Here is a 14,469-nt window from a genome sequence, read left to right as displayed (position 1 = left end):
GCTCACCCGCCCTGTTCGACGGGGAAGAGGTTGACGTCCTCCGGGTCGGCGGTGATCCCGACGCGCTCGCCGGCGACGGGTCCACGGCCGGCCGGTACCTCCAGCCGCAGCAGCGGCGCGTCACCGCCGTCGATCCGCACGCCCGCGCGGACCAGGGTGCCGACGTACGTGGCGGTCTCGACCGTGCCGGCGCAGAAACCGTCGTCCGGGGCACAGGCCCGCAGTCGGCCCGGCTGGACGGCGACCTTGACCGGGGTGCCGGAGGCCAGGTCGTGACGTCGTGCCTTGAGCAGGCCGCCGCACTGGTCGAGGCGGACCACGGTGTGCGCGTCGGTGTTCTGCAGCACGCGGCCGGGCAGGAAGTTGGCCGCGCCGAGGAAGTCCGCGACGAACGGGGTCTTCGGACGCTCGAAGAGTTCCCGGGGTGTGTCGAACTGCTCGATCAGGCCGTTGCGCATCACCGCGATGCGGTCGGACATGACCAGCGCCTCTTCCTGATCATGCGTCACATAGATGACGGTCAGGCCGAGTTCCTGCTGGATGGACTTGATCTCGACCTGGAGCTGGTCGCGCAGCTTCTTGTCCAGCGCGCCGAGCGGCTCGTCCATGAGGATGACCGGCGGGCGGTAGACCAGCGCGCGGCACAGGGCGACGCGCTGCTGCTGCCCGCCGGACAGCTCGCGGGGGCGACGGCCGCCGAACCCGGACAGGCCGGCGATCTCCAGGGTCTCCCCCACCCGCCGGCGGACCTGGTCCTTCGGCACGCCGCGCAGGGTGAGCGGGAAGGCGACGTTCTCGCTCACGGTCATGTGCGGGAAGAGCAGGTACTGCTGGAAGACGAAGCCGAGGTTCCGCTTCTGTGGGGCGAGCCGCGTGACGTCGCGGTCCCCGACGGTGATGGTGCCGGAGTCCGGCTCGCAGAACCCGGCGATCATCATGAGGGTCGTGGTCTTGCCCGACCCCGAGGCGCCGAGGAAGGTGACGAACTCCCCCGCCGCGATCTCCATGGACGCCTCGTCGACAGCGACGACGTCCCCGTACGTCTTGCGCAGGGCCACTACCGACAGCGCTTTGCCGGTCGCGGTGGCCGGCTTGCCGCCGGCCACCGCGACGGTCGGTGCGGCGACACCGAATTCAGCCACGAGCCCACTCCAACCAGCGCTTGGTGACGGCGGCTTCGTTCTTGATCCACCAGTCGAGGTCCGCGTCGAAGCCCTTGTCGTAGTACTGCGGCGCACCCGCGAGCGTGTTCCGCACCTCATCGGTGAGCTTGGTGTACGCCACCGGGGAAGCCGGGTTGGTCGGGTACGCCGTGGCCAGGTTGGCGAGGACCTCGGGGCGCAGCGAGTAGTCGATGAGCTGGTAGGCGGCGTCGACGTGGGCCGCGCCCTTGGCGATGCCGAAGCCCTGGTACTGGCGGCGGGCGCCGTTGAGCTGGGCCGCGACGGGTACACCCTGCTTCAGCAGGTCGGCGAGCCGGCCGTGCCAGACGGTGGACATCGTCACCTCCTGGCGGCTGAGGAGCATGCCGGGGAGCGGGCCGCTGTCCCAGAACTTCTTGACGTCGGACCGCAGCCGGGTCAGCACCTTGAAGGCGCGGTCCACGTCGAGGGGGTACAGCTTGTCCATCGGAACGCCGTCTGCCATGAGCGCGAACTCCAGCTCGGGCAGGTCGGCTTCCGGGTTGCACATCGAGCGGGCGCCCTTGAACGCCTTGGTGTCCCAGAAGTCCGCCCACGACTGAGGCTTCCTGCCCCCGAAGGCGTCGGTGCGGTACGCCATGCACTGGGCGTAGAAGCTGGCCGCGACGGAATGGTCGGTGACCAGGTGCTCGGGGAGCTTCGCGCTCTTCAGACTCTTGATCCGGTCGAGGTCCAGCGTCTCCAGTGCGTCCTGCCCCACGAACTTGGCGTGGTCCATCATCGAGTTGTTGATGAGGTCGAACTGGGGGCGACCCTGTTTGATCTGGGCCAGCATCTGGGTGCCCTGAAGGTTGGTGACCTGGACGTTGATGCCGGTCTCCTGGGTGAACGGTGTGTAGACCGCCTTCTGCAGGGCCTCGCCGAAGGCACCGCCGCTGTCGCGGACGATGACGGTCTTGCTGCCGCCCTTGCCGCCGGACGCGGCGCGGCTGGTGCCGGTGCCACAGGCGGAGAGGGAGGGGAGAGCGGCGAGAGCGGCGAGGCCGCTGGCTCCGCGGAGGAGCGATCTGCGACCGATCATGGGATCATTCATGACAAATCTCCTGGGTGTTGACGCGTGGGGACCGGTTGTGCGGGGAGGAGGAGAGGCGAAGGGGGGCGTCAGGAGGGGGGTGTGGGATGCCGGCGGGGCGTGGGGGCGCCGGTCAGTCGTGGGGCATGGCGATGGCGGCGAGTTCCGCTCCCGTGGCCACGGTGAGTCCGTTCATGCCGTAGAGGATCTTGCCCGTGGCGTTGGCGGCGACCTTGTGTTCGCTGCCGTCGGCCGGGTCGATGACGCGGCCGATGGTCTGCCCCTCGGTCACCTCGTCGCCGGTGGCCGCGTCCGGGTACCACAGGCCGGCGGCAGGGGAGGCGACGTGGCCGGTCCAGACCCACTCACGCGGCTGGACGGTCACCGCCGCGACGTGCTGGGGCTTCTCGACGACGCCGAGGTGGTGCAGCAGCCGGTACAGCCCGTCGAGCAGGGTCCGCGTTTGCTCGGGATCCCGGTCACCGAGCTGACCGGTCTCGATCAGGATGGCGGGGATGCCCTGCCGGGCGGCCGCGGCGTGGCTGTTGCCGCCCTGGGCGGTGCGGCCCAGCAGGACGCGTTCGTAGCCGACGGCGTGGGCCATGGCCTGTGTCCTGGCATCCAGTTCCTCGTCCGAGGTCAGGCGGTAGCCGACGAAGTCGAGCAGGGTCTCGTCGATGCCGCCGCTGTGCAGGTCCGCGTAGGCGTCGGCGCCGCTGATCACCTTCTCGAAGAGCCAGGCCGCCAGCCGCTCGGTGAGCCCTCCTGCGGGGTCGCCGGGGAAGACGCGGTTGATGTTGACGTCGTCCAGCGGGGACTTGCCCAGGCGGCCGTCGTACACGGCCGGGGGGTTGGCGACCGGACAGATGACCACCTGGCCGGTGATCTCCTCCGGCTCCAGGAGTCCGCCGAGGCGTGCGGCGGCATCGGTGCCGACGAACTCGCCGCCGTGCACGCCGCCGGTCAGCACCACACGGGGTCCGGGGCGGGCGCCGTTGACGAGGATCAGGGGAATGCCCACGACCGTGGAGCCGAGGTCCACCGGGACGGTGCCCCGGGTCTTGCGGCCGGGCTCAGCGCTGAGCGGGCCGATGGTGAGTGTCATGTCGTTCCTCATTCAGGCGGTGGCGCGGCCGAGCGTGCTGATGAAGTCGATCGGCTGGTCGGTGCGGCCCTCCAGGGCGAGGTCCGCGGCGATGTCGCCCATGGCGGGCGAGACTTTGAAGCCCTGGCCCGAGAATCCGGCCAGCAGGACGATGTCGTCGCAGCCGGGCAGGGGGCCGACCAGCGGGCGGGTGCTGCCGGTGTAGCCCTCCATGAAGACGGAGAGCCGCACCGGGTCGGGGTTCAGGCCGGGCAGGTAGCGGCCCACGATCTCGGTGAAGGTCTCCAGTTCCTCGGGGGCGACGGTCCTCTCCAGCCGGTTCGGGTCGTCCACGGGCTGGTGATGGGCCTGGGGCAGGCCGAGCTTGACGGAGAGACCGTCCGGGGACGGGAGCCCGTAGAAGTGGTGAGCGCCCCTGCGCAGGAAGCCCGGGCGCTCCTCGCCGGCCCGGTGGTCGCCGTCGGGCAGGAACCAGGCGCTGATCGCCCGGTGGACGCTCACCTGCCACGGCAGGTCCGGAAGCAGGTCACCCACCCACGGCCCCGGTGTGACGACCGCGGCGTCGAAGCGCTCGGTGTCGGCGTCCGTGCGGATCTCCACACCTCCCCGGGCCACGGGACGGACCTCACGCACCGGGGTGTAGCGGCGGATCCGGGCGCCCAGCTCCTCGGCACGGCGGGCCGCGGTCTGCACCGTCAGCTCCGGACGGATGAAGCCCGCGCGGGGATCGAGGACCGTCAGGTCATCGTCGTCGACCCGGAACTGGGGGAACCGCTTGGCCATCGCGTCGGCGTCGATCACCTCGTGGTCGAGTCCGTGCTCGGCGATGACGTCCAGGACGGTACGCATGTCGGGGTCGTCGGCCGGTCCCATGAACAGGCATCCCGTCAGCTTGCGCAGCCCCCTGCCGGTCTCCGCCTGCAACTGCTGCCAGAGGGCGTCGGCGTGCCGGACGAGCGGCACGTAACGGCTGTCGTCGGTCTGCACACTGCGGAAGACCCGGGTCTCGCCGCCGGCGGCACCGCGGTCATGGCCGGGGGCGAAGCGGTCGTAGGCGACGACCTCGGCGCCCCGGGCCGCCAGCCGCCAGGCGGCCTGGCTGCCCACCGTGCCCGTACCGACGACGGCGACACGTTTCCTCGTGGCCATGTGGTTCTCCTTGCCGGATGTGCCGGATGTGCCGGTTGGTGGTCGGGGGCGGTTCAGGCCGTGGTGCGGCCGACGGTGGAGACGAAATCGATGGGCCGGGGCGAGGTGCCTTCCAGCGCCAGGTCGGCGGCGATGTCGCCGAAGGCGGGCGAGAGCTTGAATCCGTGACCGGAGAAGCCGGCGAGCAGGACGACGTTCTCGGCGCCGGGCAGCGGGCCGACCAGCGGGCGACTGCTCTCGGTGTAGCCCTCCATGTAGACGGACAGCCGGGTGGGGTCCGGGTGCAGATCCGGCAGGTGGCGGCGGACCAGCTCGGTGAAGACGTCCAGCTCCTCCGGACGGACGGTGCGATCCAGCGCGTTCGGGTCGTCCGCCGGGCTGTGCAGCTCCTTGTTGAGCCCGATCTTGACGGAGACGCCGTCCGGGGAGGGCAGTCCGTAGCAGTGGGTGGGGGAAGTGCGGATGAACGCGGGGCGCTCCTCGCCGAACCAGGCGTCGGTGGTGGGCACGTACCAGGCGCTGATCAGGCGCCGGATGTCCACCTCCCACGGCAGGTCCGGGAGCAGGTCGTTCACCCAGGGTCCGACGGTGACGACGGCTGCGTCGAAGCGCTCGCTTCCGGAATCGGTGCGGATCTCCACACCGCTCCCGACGGGGGTCATCTCCCGGACCGGTGTGTAGCGGTGGATGCGGGCGCCCAGCTGTTCTGCACGGCGGGCCGCGGTCTGGACGGTCAGCTCGGGCCGGATGAAGCCGGCGCGACGGTCGAGCACGGCGGCGTCCCCGTCCTCCAGTCGGTACTGCGGGAAGCGCTCGGCCATCGCCTCGCGGTCGAGCACCTCGTGGTCGAGACCGTGCTCGGCGATGGACTGCAGGACGGTCGCCATCTGGTGGTGCTCGGTCGGCCCCATCAGCAGGCATCCGGTCAGACGGCGCAGCTCACGGCCGGTCTCCCGCTGCAGCTGTTCCCACAGGGCGTCGGCGTGCTTGAGCAGCGGGACGTACCGGGAGTCCTCGAAGTGCGCGCTGCGGAAGATGCGCGTCTCGCCGCCGGCGGCACTGCGGTCATGACCGGGTGCGAACCGGTCGTAGGCGACGACTTCGGCGCCCCGGGCCGCCAGCCGCCAAGCGGCCTGGCTGCCCATCGTTCCGACGCCGATGACGGCGACGCGCTTCTTGGCGGACACGGGTCTTCCTTTCGTTTCCGGACGAGGATGCTGGGCGCCCGGCCATACGGACTGTGGGGTTCCACGGCATAGGGCAGCCGTGGCCCGAGGATCACTTCTGCCAGGGGGTGCGGAAGCCCCCTAGTACCTGGCGTGGGAGTCGGCGATCTCCCGGGCCGTGTCAGCGACCAACCGCCCCAGTTCGGGGAGGCGTTCCGCGTCGTAGCGTGTACTGGGCATCGAGACGGCGACCGTCGCGAGCGGTGTGCCGTCCTCGTCGAGGATCGGCGCGGCCACGGCGCACACCTCCGGCAGGTACTGGTTACGGTTGACCGAATAGCCGTCGGCCCGCACCCGCACCAGCTCGGCACGCAACTGTTCCGGATCGACCGGTGTCGCCTCACCGAAGCGCTCCAGCCCGTGTTCGACGGTCTCGTCCACGTCCTCCTGCGACAGGTGGGCGAGGACGGCACGGCCGGTGGCGGTGGCGTGCATCGGCGACGTGTCGCCGATGGCGTGGAAGGTCCGGACCGCGTGCGTGCAGTCCACCCGGTCCACGACCACCATGTACCGCAGCCCGTCCGGCACCGACAGGTGGATGGTCTCGTTCACGGCGTCCCGCAGCCGGATCATCGGCTCCCGCGCGGCCGCGCACAGACTCGACCCCTGGAGCGCCGCCGGCCGGACGACCAGGGCCCGGGCGCCGATCTCCCAGCGCGTCGTGTCCTTGCGGTTCGCCCGCAGCCACCCCGCCTCGTTCAGAGTGGCCAACGAGCGTTGCACCGTCGACTTGGGGAGCCCGAACAGTTTGGTGAGCTCCCCCACCGTCACCGGCTGGTGATGCGCCACCGCCTCGAGGATCCGCAGCGACCGGGTCACGCTCTTCATTTCCATTTGCTGCCCCCGTCGATTTCGCTGAGATTCATACGCACAACGATGGAATTCCTTCGAGCAGACACCATGTCCGGACCCACAAGGCCCGTTACCGCAGAATTCAAGAGCGGCAGCGACGCATTTCCCGACTGAGGCCCGAGGGCCGCAGCAGGAACGTCTCGCGACAACTGGATGAATGTCACGCCACAAAGCATCGACATGGAGGCCGGTCGGCACTACTCGTATTTCTACGAGGTTCGCAGGGGGAGCCACTGGGTTGTCGGCGGGCGACTACGAGGTTCCTGCCGAGCGGCTACGGGGTCCGGCTGAAAGCCTCTTCGGGCCGCTGCGAGGCCCCTGCGACGCGGCTACGAGAGTTCTACGGGGTCGGCCCCGAGGTGGCCGTCCACCAGGCAGCGATCTGGGACCGGCTCTCGAAGTCGAGCTTCGCCAGCACGTTCTTGATGTGGTACTCGGCCGTACGCGGGGAACGTCCGATGGCGACGGCGATCTGCTTGTTGCTCATCCCCTGGGCCACCAGGGCCGCCACCTCCCTCTCGCGGCGGGTGAGCGCGTGCTCGGCGGCGGCCCGTACGGCGTCGCCGACGGGCTCGGCGCCGGAGTCCAGGGTGTACTCGATGGCCTTGGCAGGAGTGTCGAAGTCGGCCCCCTCGGCGAGCGCGTCGACGTACACGGGCCGCCCCAAAGCCTCGACGACCTGTTCCTCGCACCTCCTGTGGTCGTCGGCCATCTGGGGATCGAAAGCGTGGAGTGCCGTCCCGGCACTGCGCCACAGAGCGCCGGCGGCCCCCAGCAGCCGTGCGGCCCGCAGGTGCTCTCCGCCGGAGGCGGTCGCCCAGGCGAGATGCTCCAGCGTCAGCCCGACCGCCACGTGGTCGTCGAGGCCCCGCAGGCATTCGAGTGCGGTATGCATCAGCGCCACGGCAGCATCGAGGTCACCGCGCGTCCACGCCTCGTAGCCGAGCGCCTTCAGGGTCTGCGCGCGATTCCAGCACTCCCCCTGCGCCTCGGCCGCGGCGACCGCCGCACTGCCCGTCTTCACCGCCCGGGGATCTCTGAGATAGGCCTGAAGCTGAGCCAGGCCGAGCATCCACGCCGTCGCCGCGCGGTCGTCGCCCAGGGCCCGGCAGCCGGCCACGGCACCCTCGAAACCGGCCAGGGCCTGCCGAAGCCGCCCCCGGTACTGCGCTCGCACGCCGCGAAAGCCCTCGATCTCGACACGGACCATCGGCTCGTCGAACCGGCTGACCAGTGTCTCCGCCTCGTCCAGCCAGCTGTCGGCCACCGTGAGGTCGCCCTGCAGGAGCGCCACCCAGGCGGCCTTCGGCAGCGCCCGCGCGCGGACCGCGGTGGGCTCGGGTGCTGCCGCGAGCGCACGGTCGTACTGGCGTCTCCCCTCGGCCAGGAGACCGCCGGCCCACCAGTAGAAGCGGAGGGCCGACACCAGCGCGAGCCTCACCTGGGGATCCGCATCGCACTCCAGGGCCGCGAGCAGGTTCGCGTGCTCGGCGCGCAGTCGGGCCAGGGCTTCCGCCTGGCCCGGACCCAGCCAGTGGCTGTCGATGCGCTGTGCGAAAGCGAGGAAGAAGTCGCGGTGACGCAGCAGCAGCCGCTCCTCTTCCCCGGATTCCGCGAGCCGCTCCCGCCCGTACTGCCGGATGGTCTCCAGCATCCGGTAGCGAGTCTGCCCCTCCGCCTCGGTGGGCAGGACCACGGACTGAGCGATCAGCCGGTCCAGCAGGTCCAGCACCGCGCCCGGGCCTATTCCTTCGCCCTCGCAGACGCCTTCGGCGGCGGACAGGGTGAAGCCTCCCGAGAAGACCGACAGCCGGCTCCACAGCAGCCGCTCGTCGCGAGTGCACAGGTCCCAGCTCCAGTCGACCGTCGCCCGCAGCGTGCGCTGACGCGGCAGGGCGGTCCGGCTGCCGCCGGTCAGCAGCGCGAACCGGTCGGCCAGCCGCTCTGCCACGTCTTCGACCGTGAGGGTGCGCAGCCGCGACGCGACCAGCTCGATCGCCAGCGGCACCCCGTCGAGGTCGTCGCACAGGCGACGCACGGCCGCCCGGTTGGTGTCGGTGACCTGAAAGTCCGGGCGCACGGCAACGGCCCGCTGCCGCAGCAGTTCGACCGCCTCCTCCTGCGGCAGGGGAGACACGGCGAGGATGTGCTCACCGGTCAGGCCCAGCGTCTGTCTACTGGTCGCGACGATGTGCACCTCGGGACCCGAGGACAGCAGCGCCTGCGCCAGCTCCGCGCAGGCGTCGGCCACGTGCTCGCAGTTGTCCAGCACCAGCAGTGCCCGGCGCCCGGACAGATACCCGATCACCTGGGCGACCACCGGCCTGGCGCCCGACTCCGGTATCCCGAGCGCCCGCGCGACCGCGCCCCCGACCTCCGACGGATCTCCGACCGCGGCCAGATCCACCAGCCACACGCCGCCCGTGAAGAGCTTGCTGGACGCCGCAGCCACCTCGAGCGCCAGCCGCGTCTTGCCCACGCCGCCCACCCCGGTCAGGGTCAGCAGCCGTGCCGAGCCCAACAGGCTACGAGTTTCGGCCACCTCGTGCCGCCGTCCCACGAACGTCGTGAACGGCACAGGCAGCCCGCCAGTGGCGGTGATCCGACCCGTCACATCGCCACCCAACTCTTTCCTCCGAAGCGGGAAGACAGACACGGCCTGAGCCCAGGGGCCGACACAGACGCCGCACCCGTTGCCCGGACCGCGTCGCGGCCCACCGACGCCTGCCCGGCCCAGCTGTCACCACGGTGAACATGTCCAGGCCGCAGACCAGGACATATGTCTATAGAAGAACAGGCTCAAATGGAACCTCTGAGCACTGTCGATGTCGCCGCTCCCTCCCCCAGTGCGAAGCAGCGCATGGAATCGGCCATGTTCACCCCATTGACAGGCAACTCCCATCAGGCGTCTCATGTGCCGCAGTGTTGGATTTGGCCAACTTTTGCTCGGTCCTGATGGAGATTGTTGGTTCCGTCACGCGGCCGGGCGCCGAAGTGGAGGTAACACCCCATGCGCCGCGTCTGGCTCCTTGTTCTGGCCGCGCTGGCGGCTCTCCTGCCGCAGGCCCTCCTGACGAGCACCGCCCACGCGGCGACCGTCGGCATCCCGAACGGAACCCAGTTCACCGACACCACCGGTGCCATCGTGCACGCCCACGGCGGCGGCGTGATCAAGGTCGGGTCCTATTACTACTGGTTCGGTGAGAACCGCAACGAGGACAACTCCTTCAGATATGTGTCGGCCTACCGCTCGACCGACCTCAAGACCTGGGAATTCAGACGCCACGTTCTGACCCAGGCATCCGACCCGGAGCTGGCGTCCGCCAACATCGAGCGGCCCAAGGTCATATACAACGCGGCCACCGGCAAGTTCGTGATGTGGATGCACAAGGAACTGGCCACCGACTACACCCAGGCCCGTGCCGCCGTCGCCGTCTCGGACACCGTCGACGGCGACTACGATTACCGGGGCAGCTTCCGCCCCCTGGGCTACATGTCCCGCGACATCACCGCCTACGTCGACGACGACGGCACCGGCTACATGATCTCCGCCGCCAACGAGAACCGGGACCTGCACATCTACCGCCTGACCCCCGACTATCTCAACGTCGACAGCCGCGTACAGCTGCTGTGGCAGGGGCAACTGCGGGAGGCCCCCGCGATGTTCAAGCGCAACGGCGTCTACTTCCTGCTCACTTCCGGCGCCACCGGCTGGAACCCGAACCAGCAGAAGTACGCCACCGCCACCAGCATCACCGGCACATGGAGCGCCCTGCAGAACGTCGGTGACTCCACCGCGTACGGTTCCCAGACCACGTTCGTCCTGCCGGTCCAGGGCACCGCGGGCACCGAGTACCTCTACATGGGTGACCGCTGGGGCAATTCCTTCGGCCAGAACGTGAACGCGTCCAAGTACGTATGGCTGCCGCTTGAGTTCCCCACCAGTACCACCATGACCATGGACTGGTACCCGCAGATCACCGTCGACACCGCCACCGGCAAGGTGGATGGCGTCGGCGGCCCGTGGGAGACCCTCACCGCCCGCCACAGCGGCAAGTGCATCGACATGCCCAGCAAGTCGCTGGACGACGGCGTCCAGTTCACCCAGTACACCTGTAACGGCGGCATGAACCAGGCGTTCTGGTTCAAGGACATGGGCAGCGGATACGTCCAGCTCATGGCCCGGCACAGCGGGAAGTGCATGGACGTGGCCGACAACTCCACCGCCAATGGCAACAAGATCATCCAGTGGCCCTGCACCACCGGCGCCAACCAGCAGTGGCAGCTCCAGGACGCCGGCGACGGCTACGTCCGCCTCGTCTCCCGGCTGAGCGGCAAGTGCCTGGACATCGAGGGCGCCTCCACCGCCGACGGCGCCAAGCTCATCCAGTGGACCTGTGGGACCGGAACCAACCAGCAGTTCAGACGCGCGAGCTGATTCCGACACCACACCGGGGTGGCCTGCGGACGTCCGGCGGGCCACCCCCTCCCCCATGTGCCCTGTTGCGCGGGAGACGTGGCCGACTCCGAGGCACGGAGCCTGACCGTGCCGGTGACTACCGGCAGTACGTGACGTCACGACTTCCGAAAGAGTTTCGTAACCGAGCGATTTCACCTCCTTGTCCCGGCCGTGAATGCCGTGCCAGTGTCCCGCTCCAGCAGGCAGGCCGTCCGCGGTGAAGGCATCCGAAAGCGTTTCGTGCGAGCCGCCTATCTGCCTGGCGCATGAAATACGGCATGCCGAGAGAAGAGAGGCAGAGCATGCACGGATTCCCGGTCCTCGGAAATTCAGGCAGTTCCCGTACCGTCGGACGTCCGGGAACGCGACGCGCGGCGGCGGCCGCGGTCACCCTGGCGGTGGCCCTGGGCCTCGCCGCGTGCGGGACGTCCGGGCCGGCCGGTTCGGCCGGGGAGGCGTCGTCGAAGGGCCTGACGATGTGGGCGCTGACGGACCAGACGATCCTCAAGCAGTCCGTGGACGCCTACAACAAGGACCACCCGGATCAGAAGATCACCCTGAGGCTGTTCGCCAACGACGACTACAAGCAGAAGCTGCGCGTGGCCTTCGGCGCGAATCAGGCCCCCGATCTGTTCTTCAACTGGGGCGGCGGCGCCCTGAACGACTACGTCAAGGCGGGCAAGGTCGACGCCCTCACGGACGCTCAGGTGGACACCAAGCGGTTCACGCCCAGCGTGCTGAAGAGCGCCACCTTCGGCGGCAAGGTCTACGGCGTGCCCGCCAACGGTCTGGCCCCGGTCGTCCTCTTCTACAACAAGAAGGTTCTGAAGGACGCGGGTGTCGCGCCGCCGAAGACGTACGAGGACCTGCTGGCGGCCGTGAAGAAGCTGAAGGCCGACGGCGTCACCCCGATCTCCCTCGCGGCGAACTCGAAGTGGCCGACGCTGATGTACCTGGAGTACCTGCTGGACCGCGTGGGCGGCTCGCAGGTCTTCGAGAAGATCGCCTCGGGTGACGGCTCGGCGTGGAAGGACCCGGCGGTCACTCAGGCCAACGCCCGCCTGCAGGAACTCGCGAAGGCGGGTGCCTTCGGCGACAACGCGTCCTCCGTGAACTACGACCAGGGCGCCTCCACGGCCCTGCTGTACACCGGCAAGGCCGGTATGGAGCTGATGGGCACCTGGGAGTACGCCAATCTGGTCAAGGCCGCGCCGGACTTCGCGAAGAAGGACCTCGGCTATGTCGCCTTCCCGTCGCTGCCCGGAGGCAAGGGCGACCCGAAGAACATCGTCGGCAATCCCTCGAACTTCCTGTCGCTGAACGCGGCCGGCAAGAACAAGCAGGCCGCACTTACGTACCTGAAGAAGTACGTCATGAACAGCTCCCAGGTCGACGCCTACCTCGCGGCGGGCAGCGTGCCCCCGGTGAACGGCCTGGAGCCGAAGCTCGCCACGGTCACGTCGTCCGACAAGGGGTGGCTGACCTTCGTCTACGGCCTGGTGCAGAACGCGCCGGGCTTCCAGCTCTCCTGGGACCAGGCCCTGCCCTCCGACCTGGCCGATCCGCTGCTCACCAATGTGGACAAGTCGTTCCTGCGGCAGATCAGGCCCGAGGCGTTCGGTACGAACATGAGCGAGGCGGCGAAGTAATGGCCGCCGTGGTCCGTACGCCGCGTCCGGTCGCGCCCGCCAAGGCGCGGCCGGGCACGGCCCGTCCCGGTCGCCGCCGCTTCGGCGGCCTGCTGATGGCCGCGCCGGCCCTGCTCCTGTTCGGCCTGTTCGGCCTGGTCCCGCTGGTCGGCGTGCTGGCGCTGAGCCTCGCCCGCTGGGACGGGCTCGGCTCCCTCGGCTGGGCCGGGTTCGCGAACTGGGCGGGGGTGCTGAGCGACGGCGCCACCTGGCAGGCGCTGTGGCTGACCCTCAAGGTGATGCTGGTCAGCTGGCTGCTCCAGACGCCGCTCGCCCTGGCGCTCGGTGTCTTCCAGGCTCCCCGGGGACGGCTGCGCGCGTTCTTCGCCGTGCTGTGGTTCCTGCCGCTGCTGCTGTCCGCCGTGGCGATCGGCCTGACCTGGCAGGCCCTGCTAGACCCGTCCTTCGGCATCGGCGCCACTCCCGGGCTGCACTGGCTGGCGCGGCCGCTGCTCGGCTCGCCCGACCTGGCGCTCTACACGGTGATCTTCGTGATCGCCTGGCAGTTCGTACCGTTCCACGCCCTGCTCTACCAGGCCGGGCTCCGGCAGATCCCGGTCTCGCTGTACGAGGCCGCCGCGATCGACGGCGCCGGACCCGTGACCCGTTTCCTGCGGATCACCCTGCCGCAGCTGAAGTACACGTTCGTCACGTCGAGCACGCTGATGCTGGTGGGCTCGCTGACCTACTTCGACCTGATCTTCGTCCTGTCGGGCGGCACCGGCGGCCCCGGTACGGCGACGCGGGTGCTGCCGCTGGCCATGTACATCACGGGGTTCCAGGCCCACGACATGGGCCGGGCCAGCGCGATCGCCACGCTGCTGGTGGTGTTCGGCCTCGGGCTGTCGCTGCTGACCACCCGCCTGTCCGGCTTCACCCGGATGGACAGCCAGCAGGAGGGCATGTGAGGACCGCCGTCACGACCCTGCGCCGCACCGTCACCGGCGGGGCCGCGCTGCTGTGGACCGCGCTGGTGGTCGGGCCCGTGTACTGGCTGGTGGTGACCAGCCTGCGCGGCCGTACCGACTTCACCGCCGAAAGCCCGCTCGCCCCGCCCGGTCACCCGAGCCTGGCCAACTACACGACCGTCCTCGCCAGTGACTTCACGACCTACCTGCTCAACAGCGTCGTCGTCACCGTGGCGACCGTCGCGGTCACGGTCGTCGCCGCGCTGATGGCCGCGTTCTCGATCGTCCGGTACGCCAATCCCTGGTCCCGGCTGTCGTTCCGGCTGTACCTGCTGGGCCTGGCGATCCCGCTGCAGGCGGTGATCATCCCGGTGTACCTGCTGATCATCCGCATGCACATGTACGACAGCCTGGCCGCGATCGTGCTGCCCTCGGCGGCGTTCGCGCTGCCGGTCACGGTGATGATCCTGGTCAGCTTTCTGCGGGACGTGCCCCGATCGCTGTTCGAGGCGATGGTCGTGGACGGCGCCGGCGACTGGCGGATGCTGGTCTCGCTGGCGGCGCCGATGGCCCGCCCCGCACTCGTGACGGTCGCGGTGTACGACGGCCTGCAGGTGTGGAACGGCTTCCTCTTCCCGCTGATCCTCACCCAGAGCCAGGACAAGGCGGTGCTGCCGCTCGCCCTGACGCTGTTCCGGGGCCAGTTCGGCATCGACGTGCCCGCGACCATGGCCGCGGTCGTCCTGTCCACCCTTCCCATGCTGGTGGTGTTCGTCCTCGCCAGGCGGCAACTGGTCGCCGGACTGACCGCGGGCTTCTCCAAGTAACTCATTCCGCCCCGACCAACGCATGTCATCCGAGGAGTCGG

Annotated in this window: 11 protein-coding genes; 4 read left to right on the top strand and 7 right to left on the bottom strand. The window is 69.5% G+C overall.

Going from position 1 to position 14,469, the window contains the following annotated elements; translation table 11 throughout:
• Nucleotides 1-2: 2 nt before the first annotated feature.
• The 7 genes from ABZ386_RS19585 to ABZ386_RS19555 all read right to left on the bottom strand — a co-directional run bounded on the left by ABZ386_RS19585 (nt 3) and on the right by ABZ386_RS19555 (nt 9,088).
• A complete protein-coding gene (locus tag ABZ386_RS19585) occupies nt 3-1,142 on the bottom strand; it encodes an ABC transporter ATP-binding protein (protein ID WP_358965334.1) in 1,140 nt (379 codons plus the stop codon).
• Nucleotides 1,135-2,235: an ABC transporter substrate-binding protein gene (locus ABZ386_RS19580; RefSeq protein WP_358965332.1), complete on the bottom strand. Its 1,101-nt coding sequence runs from the start codon at nt 2,233-2,235 to the stop codon at nt 1,135-1,137. The genes ABZ386_RS19585 and ABZ386_RS19580 overlap by 8 nt, the downstream gene beginning before the upstream one ends.
• Nucleotides 2,236-2,347: 112 nt before the next feature.
• Complete coding sequence (locus ABZ386_RS19575; protein ID WP_356674904.1) at nt 2,348-3,319, bottom strand: succinylglutamate desuccinylase/aspartoacylase family protein; 972 nt, start codon at nt 3,317-3,319, stop codon at nt 2,348-2,350.
• Between the two features lie 12 nt (nt 3,320-3,331).
• Complete coding sequence (gene solA / locus ABZ386_RS19570) at nt 3,332-4,468, bottom strand: N-methyl-L-tryptophan oxidase (RefSeq protein ID WP_358965330.1); 1,137 nt, start codon at nt 4,466-4,468, stop codon at nt 3,332-3,334.
• A gap of 53 nt (nt 4,469-4,521) precedes the next feature.
• On the bottom strand, nt 4,522-5,655 hold the full coding sequence (gene solA, locus ABZ386_RS19565) for an N-methyl-L-tryptophan oxidase (RefSeq protein ID WP_358965328.1): 1,134 nt from the start codon (nt 5,653-5,655) through the stop codon (nt 4,522-4,524).
• Between the two features lie 120 nt (nt 5,656-5,775).
• Nucleotides 5,776-6,522: an IclR family transcriptional regulator gene (locus ABZ386_RS19560; RefSeq protein ID WP_351336132.1), complete on the bottom strand. Its 747-nt coding sequence runs from the start codon at nt 6,520-6,522 to the stop codon at nt 5,776-5,778.
• Between the two features lie 364 nt (nt 6,523-6,886).
• Nucleotides 6,887-9,088 carry a LuxR C-terminal-related transcriptional regulator gene (locus ABZ386_RS19555; protein WP_358965326.1) on the bottom strand — a complete coding sequence of 734 codons (2,202 nt, stop codon included), beginning with the start codon at nt 9,086-9,088 and terminating at the stop codon, nt 6,887-6,889.
• 468 nt (nt 9,089-9,556) lie between these two features.
• Here ABZ386_RS19555 and ABZ386_RS19550 point away from each other — a divergent pair, with 468 nt between their 5' ends.
• The 4 genes from ABZ386_RS19550 (at nt 9,557) to ABZ386_RS19535 (ending at nt 14,428) form a co-directional block, all read left to right on the top strand.
• Nucleotides 9,557-10,984, top strand: a complete 1,428-nt coding sequence (locus ABZ386_RS19550; protein ID WP_358965325.1) for an RICIN domain-containing protein — start codon at nt 9,557-9,559, stop codon at nt 10,982-10,984.
• A 323-nt stretch (nt 10,985-11,307) separates the two neighbouring features.
• Nucleotides 11,308-12,654, top strand: coding sequence for an extracellular solute-binding protein (locus ABZ386_RS19545; protein WP_358965323.1), 1,347 nt, complete (start codon nt 11,308-11,310; stop codon nt 12,652-12,654).
• 95 nt (nt 12,655-12,749) lie between these two features.
• Nucleotides 12,750-13,601, top strand: coding sequence for a sugar ABC transporter permease (locus ABZ386_RS19540; protein ID WP_356505019.1), 852 nt, complete (start codon nt 12,750-12,752; stop codon nt 13,599-13,601).
• Entirely contained in the window at nt 13,598-14,428 is an 831-nt protein-coding gene (locus tag ABZ386_RS19535) for a carbohydrate ABC transporter permease (RefSeq protein ID WP_356504916.1), read from the top strand. The genes ABZ386_RS19540 and ABZ386_RS19535 overlap by 4 nt, the downstream gene beginning before the upstream one ends.
• Nucleotides 14,429-14,469: the final 41 nt, after the last annotated feature.

This window comes from Streptomyces sp. NPDC006140, assembly GCF_040628815.1.
Lineage (GTDB): Bacteria > Actinomycetota > Actinomycetes > Streptomycetales > Streptomycetaceae > Streptomyces.
Note: the sequence above shows the minus strand (reverse complement) of the source record. Positions and strands in the feature narration are given on the sequence as shown.

Excerpts from the sequence above, each read along its gene's own strand:
- ABZ386_RS19580 (WP_358965332.1), bottom strand. The coding sequence starts at position 2,235 with ATGAATGATCCCATGATCGGTCGCAGATCGCTCCTCCGCGGAGCCAGC.
- ABZ386_RS19575 (WP_356674904.1), bottom strand. The coding sequence starts at position 3,319 with ATGACACTCACCATCGGCCCGCTCAGCGCTGAGCCCGGCCGCAAGACC.
- solA (WP_358965330.1), bottom strand. The coding sequence starts at position 4,468 with ATGGCCACGAGGAAACGTGTCGCCGTCGTCGGTACGGGCACGGTGGGC.
- ABZ386_RS19560 (WP_351336132.1), bottom strand. The coding sequence starts at position 6,522 with ATGAAGAGCGTGACCCGGTCGCTGCGGATCCTCGAGGCGGTGGCGCAT.
- ABZ386_RS19550 (WP_358965325.1), top strand. The coding sequence starts at position 9,557 with ATGCGCCGCGTCTGGCTCCTTGTTCTGGCCGCGCTGGCGGCTCTCCTG.
- ABZ386_RS19545 (WP_358965323.1), top strand. The coding sequence starts at position 11,308 with ATGCACGGATTCCCGGTCCTCGGAAATTCAGGCAGTTCCCGTACCGTC.
- ABZ386_RS19540 (WP_356505019.1), top strand. The coding sequence starts at position 12,750 with ATGGCCGCGCCGGCCCTGCTCCTGTTCGGCCTGTTCGGCCTGGTCCCG.